Below are 10,929 nucleotides of genomic sequence, written 5' to 3'. Positions count from 1 at the left end.
GCGCGGCCCGGCGTCTCGTCCCGGCCCTCGTCAGCAAATTGTCACATTGGGCGGTCCACGTGACACATTTTACGTTCAATCTTTTTCGGGCGGGCATCCGGTGGGAAACCCGCGTGTCCTTGGCGGCGATCATCTTTGGAGTGACCTGGACTTTCCCGCGCCGCCGCCTGGATCTGAATTCCTGGGCCCTTACGCCGAGCACCTGTCGCTGGGCTTCGGTGATGGCGTCCCCGGTCCCTACCCGTTCAACACATCAGAAATCGACTGGCCGCGCGCGCCCGAAATCATCGCCCGCATTGCTCTGGAAAAACTGAGCCGTGGAGGCGATATCGCTGCTCCTGCCCCGCTCTACGTCCGCGCAGCGGATGCAGCACCAGCCTCGGATCCGCAGCCTGTCATTTTGCCATGACGCCCGACGGCCTTGCCCGCATCCACGCCCGTGCGATGCTCGTGCCGCGCCCCTGGTCTGCAGAGACCTTCAAAGGCTTCCTGTCGGATCCTGGATCTGTGCTTGCGCTAAGTGGGGCGGGTTTCGCCCTGGGACGGGTCATCGTTGATGAGGCAGAACTTTTGACGCTTGCCGTGGACCCGGAGGCACGGCGCCGTGGGCACGCGCGCGCCTGCCTTGCAGCGTTTGAAGCTCAAGCGGTCCAAAAAGGTGCGGCGCGCGCCTTTCTGGAAGTGGCCGCAACCAATGCGGCCGCGCGCGCCTTGTATGCATCGGCAGGATACGCCGAGGACCGCGTGCGACGTGGCTACTATGTCATTCCTGACGGTGATGCGATTGATGCCGCTGTGATGAGCAAAACGCTTCTACCCGCATGACTTTGCGTCATTTCGGGGGGCTGGTCGCATAGGAACCCCCAAGACTCCTATTGACCCTCCCAAGCGTCTGCGGCCTTAATCGGAAATGATCTGACAATGATCAGACGAATTCGGACGTGAAGGGCGGTTTGCCCGCCTTTGGCGTTTATAAAACGACTAACTTGGGAGATACCTTATGACCGTTATGCAGAGACTTCTTGGCGCAAGCGCCGTCTTAGCGTTGTCCGCCGGCACTGCAGCAGCCGAGCCTGCACTTATTTTCGACCTTGGCGGCAAGTTCGACAAATCCTTTAACGAAGCAGCTTTCGCAGGCGCGCAGCGCTGGGCTGCAGAAACAGGCGACTCGTTCCGCGAGATCGAACTGACGTCGGAAGCACAGCGCGAGCAGGCGCTTCGTCGTTTCGCAGAAGCTGGTGCGAACCCTGTCATCATGACTGGCTTTGCCTTTGGTTCGGTTCTGGGCGAAGTCGCACCTGACTATCCGGACACGAAGTTTGCGATCATCGATATGGTCGTTGATCAACCAAACGTACGTTCGGTGGTCTTTAACGAGCATGAAGGCTCGTTTCTTGTTGGCATGATGGCTGGTCTGAAAACCGAGACGAACACTGTCGGCTTCATCGGCGGCATGGACATTCCGCTGATCCGCAAATTCGCCTGCGGCTATGCCCAGGGCGTTTTGGCGGCGAACCCCGATGCGAACGTCGTGGCGAACATGACGGGCACCACGCCTGCGGCTTGGAACGACCCGGTTAAGGGCGGCGAACTGACGAAAGCACAGATCAGCCAGGGCGCTGACATCGTGTACGCAGCCGCTGGTGGTACCGGCGTTGGTGTTCTTCAGGTCGCAGCCGATGAGGGCATCTTCTCAATCGGTGTCGACAGCAACCAGAACTATCTGCACCCGGGATCGGTTCTGACATCGATGCTGAAGCGCGTGGACGTTGCGGTTTACGATGCACTGACCCAAGGGACTGACCTTGAGACCGGCTTCAACGTGATGGGTCTTGCGAATTACGGCGTGGGCGTCGCTTTGGACGAGAACAACGAAGCAATCGTGTCTTACGACATGCTGGCTCAAGTTTACGCCGCTGCCGATAAGATCGTTTCGGGCGAAATGATGGTTCACGACTACATGTCGGACGACAGCTGCCCGGCGCTTGAATTCTGATGTCGGAAACGACATCAAACGGGGGGGCGGCCAGCGTGGCCGCCCCTGCCATTGAACTCAAAGGTATCTCGAAAGCCTTTGGGCCTGTGCAGGCCAATAAAGATATTGCGATCCGGGTGATGCCCGGAACAATCCACGGGATCATTGGCGAAAACGGTGCGGGCAAGTCCACATTGATGTCGATCCTTTATGGGTTTTACAAAGCTGACTCGGGTCAGATTTTCATAAACGGAAAAGAAACGACAATCCCTGACAGTCAGGCCGCGATTGGTGCTGGCATCGGGATGGTGTTCCAGCATTTCAAGCTGGTTGAGAATTTTACCGTGCTGGAGAACGTGGTTCTTGGCGCGGAAGAAGGCGCGCGATTGATGCCGTCCTTGTCGAAGGCGCGGAAGCTTTTGACGGAACTGGCCGCCGAATACGAATTGAACGTCGATCCCGATAAGAAGATCGAGGATATTGGGGTTGGCATGCAGCAGCGTGTTGAGATCCTGAAGGCGCTTTACCGCAAGGCTGAGATTTTGATTTTGGACGAGCCCACCGGGGTTTTGACACCGTCTGAGGCCGACCATTTGTTCCGGATCCTGAAGGGTCTGAAGGACGAAGGTAAGACGATCATCCTGATCACACACAAGCTGCGCGAGATCATGAATGTGACCGATACGGTCAGCGTGATGCGACGCGGTGAAATGACGGCGACGGTTAAGACGAGAAATACATCGCCCGAGGAACTGGCCGAACTGATGGTCGGTCGTAAGGTATTGTTAAACGTTGTAAAATTGCCAGCGACGCCCTATGCAAAGGTCTTGGAAGTCGAGAACCTGCGCGTGAAGGACGACAGCGGCGTTGAGCGGCTAAAGGGCGTTTCGCTTAGCGTCTGCGGCGGCGAGATTGTCGGTATTGCAGGCGTCGCAGGCAATGGACAGTCCGAGCTTTTGGAAGTCCTTGGCGGCTATCGGCGTGCCAAGGGGAAGGTGCATCTCAACGGTGAGCCGATTGACCTGACGGGGCGCAAGTCGGATGGACAATCGCGGCGCGAAAAGGGAATTGCTCATGTGCCGGAGGATCGCCAGCGCGAGGGATTGATCCTTGATTTCCATGCTTGGGAAAACGTCGCATTTGGCTATCACAACGCGCCTGAATATCAGAAAAACCGCTGGCTTATGGATAACCGCGCGATCCGTAAGGACACGGTGGGCAAGATGGAGCGTTTTGACGTGCGCCCGCCTATACCTTCTCTGACGGCGAAGAATTTCTCGGGCGGGAACCAGCAGAAGATTGTGCTGGCGCGCGAAATTGAACGCAACCCTGAGTTGCTGCTTGTCGGGCAGCCAACGCGCGGTGTCGATATTGGTGCGATCGAATTCATTCACCAGCAGCTTGTCGCTTTGCGCGATCGCGGCAAAGCAATTTTGCTGGTGTCGGTTGAGCTTGATGAGATCATGTCGCTGGCCGACCGGATCATCGTGATGTTCGACGGTCAGATCATGGGTGAACGGATTGCGGGCCAGACCGACGAGCGCGAGCTTGGACTTTTGATGGCAGGCGTGACGGATACCGGGACGTCGCCTTTGGCGCAGTCTCCTGCCGGCGCGATGCGCGTCGGCAACCCCGGACAGGGAAGGTAGATCGATGGACGTGATGCCAAAGTGGGCGGATGCCCTCCTGATTCCGCTGATCTCTATTGCGATTGCGTTTCTGATCTCGGCCGGCGTGATCGTTGCCATTGGGGAAGACCCGATGGCCGCACTGAATACGATGGTCACGGGCGCGTTGGGCTCGTCGTATGGCTGGGGCTATACCCTTTATTATACAACGAATTTCATCTTCACCGGTCTTGCGGTGTCGGTCGCCTTTCACGCGCGAATGTTCAATATTGGCGGCGAGGGCCAGGCGATGCTTGGTGGTGTCGGGGTGGCACTTGTTTGTCTATTTATCCCGTTCCCTCACTGGAGTGTGGCCCTTCCGGTTGCCTTGATTGGCGGGGCATTGTTCGGTGCGGCATGGGCTGCAATCCCGGCGTATCTGCAGGCCAAGCGCGGCAGCCACATCGTAATCACGACGATCATGTTCAACTTTATTGCGGGATCTTTGCTTGTCTATCTGCTGGTTGAGGTTCTGAAGCCTCCCGGCGCTATGGACCCGGCGACAGCTAAGTTTGCGGCGAGTACGCACCTGCCGACGTTTCAGGACATGTTCAGCTTTGGCGAGAAACCCGCGTTCCGCGGCGCCCCTGCCAATGTGACATTCTTCTTCGCTTTGGTTTCGTGTTTCGCCGTCTGGCTTTTGATCTGGCGCACGCGCTTAGGGTACGCAATCCGAGCTTACGGACACAGCGAACCTGCCGCATTGTATGCCGGTATTTCGCCGACGCGGATCATCATGATTGCGATGTTAATTTCGGGCGGATTGTCCGGCATGATGGCGATCAACACGGTGATGGGCGAGGCCGAGCGACTGGTTTTAAACTCGGTCGAAGGGGCCGGGTTTATCGGGATTGCGGTGGCCTTGATGGGTCGATCGCATCCGCTTGGCGTGCTTTTGGCTGCTCTTTTGTTTGGGTTTCTCTATCAGGGTGGCGCGGAGTTGAGTCTTTGGACCAACGTGCCGCGAGAATTGATCGTGGTTATTCAGGCCTTGGTAATCCTGTTCACAGGCGCGCTAGACAACATGGTGCGGATGCCGCTTGAGAAGTTGTTCTTGTTGTTTAGACGCAAGCAACCTGAACCGGCGACCACTTCGCCAAAGCCGGCGGAGTAAGCGGATATGGATTTCCTGACTTTCCTCCAAATTTCTGACACAGCAGTACGCTTTGCGATCCCGCTGTTGTTTGCCTGTCTTGCAGGTCTCTTTTCCGAACGTGCTGGCATTTTCGACATTGGTCTTGAAGGCAAGATGCTGGCGGCTGCGTTTTTCTCGGCGGCTATCGCGGCTTTGACCGGCAACGTCTGGATCGGGCTATTGGCGGGGATCGGGGCGTCTTTGGCGTTGTCGATTATCCACGGGCTTGCCTCGATCACGTTTCGGGGCAATCAGCTTATTTCGGGCGTGGCGATTAACTTTTTGGCGGCGGGTTTGACCGTTCTCATCGCGCAGGCCTGGTTCAAGCAGGGAGGCCGCACACCCTCGCTTTCCGACTTTGGACCCAACGCACGGTTTACCTCGATCACCCTGCCCTATGCGGATCAGATGGAGGACGCAGGCGCCCTTGGCTTGGTCTATTCCGAGCTGATTTCGGGGCATTCCATCCTAGTCTATGTCGGTTTCCTGATGGTTCCGCTGACATGGTACATTTTGTTTCGCACCCGTTTCGGTCTGCGTCTTCGCGCTGTGGGTGAAAACCCGGCGGCCGTTGACACGGCAGGTGTTTCTGTTGTGGGTCTGAGATATGCAGCTGTTGCGATCTGTGGCATCCTTTGCGGGATGGCGGGCGCCTATCTGGCAACTGCTCTCCAGGCGGGTTTCGTAAAAGACATGTCCTCGGGACGCGGCTTTATCGCGTTGGCGGCGTTGATTTTTGCGAAGTGGCGGCCTTGGTATGCGCTTTGGGCCTGTCTTCTGTTTGGTTTCCTGCAAGCCCTTGCTCTGCGCCCGGATGCGGTTGAGCGGTTGGTGCAGATAGACATCCCCGGACAACTTCTGGATGCGCTTCCTTACATCCTGACCGTGGTCATTCTGGCCGGATTTGTGGGCAAAGCAATTCCCCCGCGTGCCGGTGGCGAGCCCTACGTTAAGGAACGTTAAGACGGCCTGACGGCCAATCGTTCCAAATTATCGGAGCTGGCCTTATCAGGTTCTCCGATTTGGGCGTTGAAAAGTGGTCCAAGGCAGGCGTAAAGAAAGTTATGCAAATCTACCTTCCCATTGCCGAGGTCTCGGTCAACGCCTTTCTCCTTTTAGGACTTGGCGGAATGGTGGGCGTACTTTCGGGTATGTTCGGTGTCGGCGGCGGTTTTTTGATGACCCCGCTGTTGTTCTTCATCGGCATTCCGCCTGCTGTCGCCGTAGCAACCGAAGCCAACCAGATCGTCGCGTCGTCGTTTTCGGGCGTGCTTGCTCATCTGAGGCGAAAATCCGTCGACCTCCGGATGGGGACAGTGCTGCTGATTGGCGGTCTTGTGGGCGCGGCACTTGGTGTTCAGCTGTTCAATACGCTGAAGGCCATGGGCCAGGTCGATCTTCTTGTTAAGCTTTGTTACGTTGTTTTCCTGGGCATCATCGGTGGATTGATGTTTCTCGAAAGCCTGAACGCGATCATCAAGACGCGCAGTGGCAAGCCCCCTGCCCGCAAGCGGCACAACTGGATCCACAACCTGCCCTTTAAGATAAAGTTCCGCACGTCGGGTCTTTATATCTCGGTCATCCCACCGGTTATTGTCGGCCTATTTGTCGGTATTCTCGCGGCAATCATGGGCGTCGGCGGTGGCTTCATCATGGTTCCGGCGATGATTTACCTGCTTGGTATGCCAACAAAGGTTGTTATAGGAACCTCGCTTTTCCAGATTATCTTTGTGACCGGTTTCACCACGCTTTTGCACGCGACGACGAACTTCACCGTGGATGTGGTTCTTGCGGTGCTGCTTTTGGTTGGCGGTGTGATTGGCGCGCAAATTGGCACACGGATCGGCGCGAAGCTTCCGGCGGAGCAATTGCGCATCCTGCTGGCGGGTATGGTGCTTTTGGTCTGCGGTAAGCTGGCCTTTGATTTGCTGGTCATGCCGTCCGAGCTTTACTCGCTTGGCAAGGCGGGGGGGCACTGATGTTCCGCCTTTTATGCCTTCTTTTGCTGCTGGCTTTGCCGGCTCAGGGCGAAGAAGTGGTTGCGGGTCTAAGCCAGGATTCTGTGCAGATCACCACGAATTTTGACGGTTCGGAGATTTTGATCTTTGGGGCAGTTAAACGGGCAGCCCCGCTTCCAGATGGTCCGCCGCTTCAGGTCATTGTTACGGTTGAGGGTCCGACCGCGCCGATCACCATACGGCGCAAGGATAAGCGGTTTGGCATCTGGGTGAACAACGCGGCTGTCGAAGTCGATGAAGCGCCATCCTATTACGCTGTTGCCACGTCGGCCCCTTGGGACGACGTTATCCTTGATATCGAAGATTTGCGTCATCGGGTTTCGATTGACCGCGCCATTCGTGCCGTCGGGCTAGAGCGCGAAGATGGCGCGGACTTCATCGAGGCGCTGATCCGTATAAAGGAATCGCAGAACGCCTATTTGAACGCCTTTGGCTCAGTAGAGATAAGCGAAGAGACGCTTTTCAAGACATCGATCAAGCTGCCCGCGAACCTGACCGAAGGGGATTACACCGCGCGGTTTTACCTGACGCGGGGTGGCGAGGTTCTGGACGTGCACGAGACCAGTATTGATGTGAGCAAGGTCGGCATGGAGCAGTTTTTGTTCAACCTGTCGCGCCAGCAGCCGCTGATTTACGGTCTGATGTCATTGGCGATTGCCATTTTCGCAGGATGGGCCGCGTCGGCCGTTTTCCGTTACATTCGCCTCTAGGACCGAGCGACGAGCGCGCTGGAACGTGCGGCCTAGCCCCGCCCTATATAGGGCATTTTCGTTGCGATGATCGTCATAAACTGCACGTTGGTTTCAAGCGGCAGCTCGGCCATGTGGAGGACCGCGCGCGCGGCATCTTTCACATCCATGACAGGGTTTGGCTCATCCCCACGGGCGACCAGGATATCGTTCATTTCCGTAACCATTGCCGTGCCAGCATTGCCGATGTCGATCTGACCACAGGCGATATCGAAAGGGCGGCCATCAAGGCTGATCTGTCGTGTCATCCCGGTGATTGCGTGCTTCGTTGTCGTGTAGCAAACCATTTGCGGCCTGGGCGTATGGGCCGAGATTGAGCCGTTGTTGATGATCCGCCCGCCTTGTGGAGATTGCGCGCGCATCTGGCGAAACGCGGCGCGCGCGGCCAGAAACATACCTGTCAGGTTGACGTCGACAACGTTTTGGAACTGTTCCAACGAGACTTCGTCTATGGTCGCCTGGGGCCCCGAGATGCCGGCGTTGTTGAACATCGCATCCAGTCGTCCAGTTTTCTCGACGAAGGCTGCAACGGCGGCGTCCACGTCTGCTTCGTTCGTCACGTCGGCGGGCAGGGGCACGGCCGTGTCGAAGGTATTTGCCATGTCCTCGAGGACATCGCCACGGCGGGCTAGAAGGCCCACGGTCCAGCCTGCGTTCAGAAATTCAAGCGCAGTTGCGTAGCCAATGCCGGAGGATGCTCCGGTGATCAGGATGGATTTTGTCATGCTATCTCCTCGGATGAAAGTTCAAATGGGGCGGCGGGTTGGCTGAGGTCGGCGGTGGTCAGCGGATGCGTCGGACGCCCAAGCCGGTAGCGCGTGATCCAAAGCAGACGCGTTTCAGCACGGGTGATCGCAACGTAAGCGAGACGTTTCCAAAGGGGAATACCGGCTTCAATGCGACCGGCGCGGCTGGCGGCGTAGAGGTCGGGCGCAAAGACCTGCACGTCGGGCCATTGCGAGCCCTGCGCTTTGTGGATGGTGACGGCCGCGCCGTGCAGGAACGCCGCCCCCATGTTCGCAGCAAACGGGATTGAGGGTTCTTCCTCGCCCGGTATTTCGATCTTGACGATCGACGCGGCAGAGACCTGCGGTTCAGGCGCACCAATCACGTGCAGGCGCGAAAACCCTGCGCGTTTGCCGGGGCCGAGGTAGATGACCTGCGCGCCTTTAATCAGACCGCGCGCCTCAAGATCGAGGCGTTTTTTTCGGTGTTTCAGGGGAAGTTCAATGCCATCACAGACAAGGGGTTCGCCGGGAAGGAGGCCTTCGGCCGGCGCCTCGAAGGCTGCTCGGAAAGCGTGGATCAGGCGGATGCGGGTTGCGTTTCGCCAGACCAGAACCGGCGATCGCGCCATCATATCGGCATCAACGCGCTCGGCCACAACCACGCGGTCATCCGACGCGGCAGCCTCTTCGATTTGGCGCTCGAAGGCCTCGAAGGTGAGGGTCTCGTCAGCTAGCGCATGGGCGAGATCAAGGATTGGGTTATCTTTGTCCTGACGGTGAATGCGGCTAAGCGTCATTTTACGAGGTTCGGGCAAGTCTTGAAAAACCATCGAGCCGGACTGGTTCACCGGCGCAAGCTGCGCGGGGTCCCCAAACAGCACCAAGGTGGGGAAAATTTCCTTTAGATCCTCGAATTGGCGTTTGTCGAGCATTGAAGACTCGTCGACAAATCCAATGTCGAGTGGGTCTTCGCGGCGCGTCCATCCCAAGATGAAGTCGGACCCTTTAAGACCAGCCGTCGCAAGTGCGCCGGGCACCGAACGGACTTGCTGGTAGAACGCCATCGCGCGATCAAGAGCCAGATCGGTCAGGCCTTCGACGTCGGGGCGATCGGCGTTGCCCACCAACCATTCAGCGATTTTTTCGTACTCAGGATCGTAAAGCGGTGTGTAGAGAATACGGTGGATCGTTGTCGCCGCGACGCCGCGATTGCGAAGAACGCTGGCGGCTTTGTTGGTCGGGGCAAGGATGGCGATTGTGCGCCGGTCTTTGCGACGCCGGCTTTCGTAATCGCCCGACACTGTGTGGACGCCCGCTTCCGAAATCGCTTCGGCAAGACGCGCAAGCAGCATGGTTTTGCCCGATCCCGCCTTGCCGATAATCGCAAGGGCGTTGTCGCCGCCATCGGCACGCGGCGTCGTCGTGCTTTCTTCGATATCGACACCCGCCGAGCGCAAAACTTCAGCGACGCGATCGAACGCTTCGGCCTGATCTTCGGAGAATTGAATGAGCGGCACGGACATGGGCGGACCCTAGCGTCCCGCCCATGTCTGCACCAGCGTGATCGGGCCGAAATCGCCGCCTTTGACATCGAAGTTGGAGCGCCAAAGTTGCGGTCGTGCCAATGGCCGCACATTTCTTCGGTGACGAAGGTGGGGCGGCCTGGTCTCGGTTTCCAAGCAATTGGGGGAAAGCGCTGAAAGCAAGCCTGCACGAGCGGTTCGGAGCGTGCGCAGACCCTGTCGAGATCGTGCTGAACCCCCTCGGTCGAATTGGTCAAAGCGGCGCATTGTTCGCCGGTGGACTTAACCGAATGCTAGACAACATGTTCCAAGTCGACTGTGTCGCGCAGAGCGACACCCTCATCGTTCAACTCCTCAAGCGTTTCGACCTTCTGCAGTTGCTCGATATAGGAGTCCAACATGTCCAATACCCTGTCCCGCCGAGTGAATCGACATGCCGTGGTTCGCGCCTGGATCTATCTGTGCCCCCTATTTCGCCAGGATCAAGGGCCGGCAGATTGTTCTTTTCCGCAAAGGTCACCAGATCCGCTAAGACATCTATTCTCCATTCGTTCGCCATCTTCGACTCTCTTTTTCAAAGAGTCATGCAGCACTAATACAGCCTGCTTCTTATATGGAAACGTCGGTGTCCAAAGTGTCTTCCAATGTTCGCAATCCCGTACGCGGGGATTGGACGAGAACGGCCATGTTGCCGGGCTTGTGTTCGTTGCGCAGCATCTTCATGTGCGCTGCGGGCAAATCCGCCCAAGTAAAGACCTCCGACATGCAAGGATCCAGGCGCCGCTCGACCATCAGCTTGTTGGCAGCACTTGCCTGCTTCAGGTGGGCAAAGTGGCTGCCCTGAAGACGCTTTTGATGCATCCACATATAGCGAACGTCAAAGGTGCAATTGAACCCGGATGTCCCGGCGCAGATCACAACCATTCCGCCCTTCTTAACCACGAATGTGGATACCGGGAACGTAGCTTCGCCGGGATGTTCGAACACCATATCGACGTTGTTGCCTTTGCCGGTCGTCTCCCAAATAGCAGCGCCGAACTTGCGCGCCGCCTTGAACCACGCGTTGTACTCGGGTGTACCAACCTTAGGCAACTCACCCCAGCAATCGAAGTCTTTGCGGTTGATGACGCCGCG

The 10,929-nt window shown here is 57.5% G+C and carries 10 protein-coding genes and 1 pseudogene; 8 read left to right on the top strand and 3 right to left on the bottom strand.

Annotated elements, in window-relative coordinates:
• The 8 genes and pseudogenes from Q1B15_RS03815 to Q1B15_RS03780 form a co-directional block, all read left to right on the top strand.
• Positions 1-409, top strand: a pseudogene (locus Q1B15_RS03815) (hypothetical protein); the annotation flags it as partial.
• Complete coding sequence (locus Q1B15_RS03810; protein ID WP_299750386.1) at positions 406-825, top strand: GNAT family N-acetyltransferase; 420 nt, start codon at positions 406-408, stop codon at positions 823-825. The pseudogene Q1B15_RS03815 and the gene Q1B15_RS03810, both read left to right, overlap by 4 nt.
• Positions 826-1,000: 175 nt before the next feature.
• Positions 1,001-1,996 carry a BMP family ABC transporter substrate-binding protein gene (locus tag Q1B15_RS03805; protein WP_299750383.1) on the top strand — a complete coding sequence of 332 codons (996 nt, stop codon included), beginning with the start codon at positions 1,001-1,003 and terminating at the stop codon, positions 1,994-1,996.
• A complete protein-coding gene (locus tag Q1B15_RS03800; RefSeq protein ID WP_299750381.1) occupies positions 1,996-3,624 on the top strand; it encodes an ABC transporter ATP-binding protein in 1,629 nt (542 codons plus the stop codon). Before Q1B15_RS03805 ends, Q1B15_RS03800 begins: the two co-directional genes overlap by 1 nt.
• Positions 3,625-3,628: 4 nt before the next feature.
• On the top strand, positions 3,629-4,756 hold the full coding sequence (locus Q1B15_RS03795; RefSeq protein WP_299750378.1) for an ABC transporter permease: 1,128 nt from the start codon (positions 3,629-3,631) through the stop codon (positions 4,754-4,756).
• A gap of 6 nt (positions 4,757-4,762) precedes the next feature.
• Entirely contained in the window at positions 4,763-5,740 is a 978-nt protein-coding gene (locus Q1B15_RS03790; RefSeq protein WP_299750375.1) for an ABC transporter permease, read from the top strand.
• Positions 5,741-5,841: 101 nt separating this feature from the next.
• Positions 5,842-6,756, top strand: a complete 915-nt coding sequence (locus Q1B15_RS03785) for a sulfite exporter TauE/SafE family protein (RefSeq protein ID WP_299750372.1) — start codon at positions 5,842-5,844, stop codon at positions 6,754-6,756.
• Entirely contained in the window at positions 6,756-7,505 is a 750-nt protein-coding gene (locus Q1B15_RS03780; RefSeq protein WP_299750369.1) for a TIGR02186 family protein, read from the top strand. Before Q1B15_RS03785 ends, Q1B15_RS03780 begins: the two co-directional genes overlap by 1 nt.
• 32 nt (positions 7,506-7,537) lie before the next feature.
• On the opposite strand, the gene Q1B15_RS03775 is transcribed toward Q1B15_RS03780, so the two are convergent.
• The 3 genes from Q1B15_RS03775 to Q1B15_RS03765 form a co-directional block, all read right to left on the bottom strand.
• Positions 7,538-8,269 (bottom strand): SDR family oxidoreductase, encoded by a 732-nt coding sequence (locus Q1B15_RS03775; RefSeq protein ID WP_299750367.1) that lies wholly within the window; start codon positions 8,267-8,269, stop codon positions 7,538-7,540.
• On the bottom strand, positions 8,266-9,795 hold the full coding sequence (locus Q1B15_RS03770; protein WP_299750365.1) for an AAA family ATPase: 1,530 nt from the start codon (positions 9,793-9,795) through the stop codon (positions 8,266-8,268). Before Q1B15_RS03770 ends, Q1B15_RS03775 begins: the two co-directional genes overlap by 4 nt.
• A 609-nt stretch (positions 9,796-10,404) precedes the next feature.
• Positions 10,405-10,929 (bottom strand): zinc-binding dehydrogenase (locus Q1B15_RS03765; RefSeq protein ID WP_299750362.1); only part of this gene is annotated, 525 nt, incomplete at its 5' end.

Source organism: uncultured Boseongicola sp., from assembly GCF_937988555.1.
Taxonomy (GTDB): Bacteria; Pseudomonadota; Alphaproteobacteria; order Rhodobacterales; family Rhodobacteraceae; genus Boseongicola.
The sequence above is the reverse complement of the archived record's forward strand: the minus strand, read 5'-3'. Positions and strand labels throughout refer to the sequence as shown.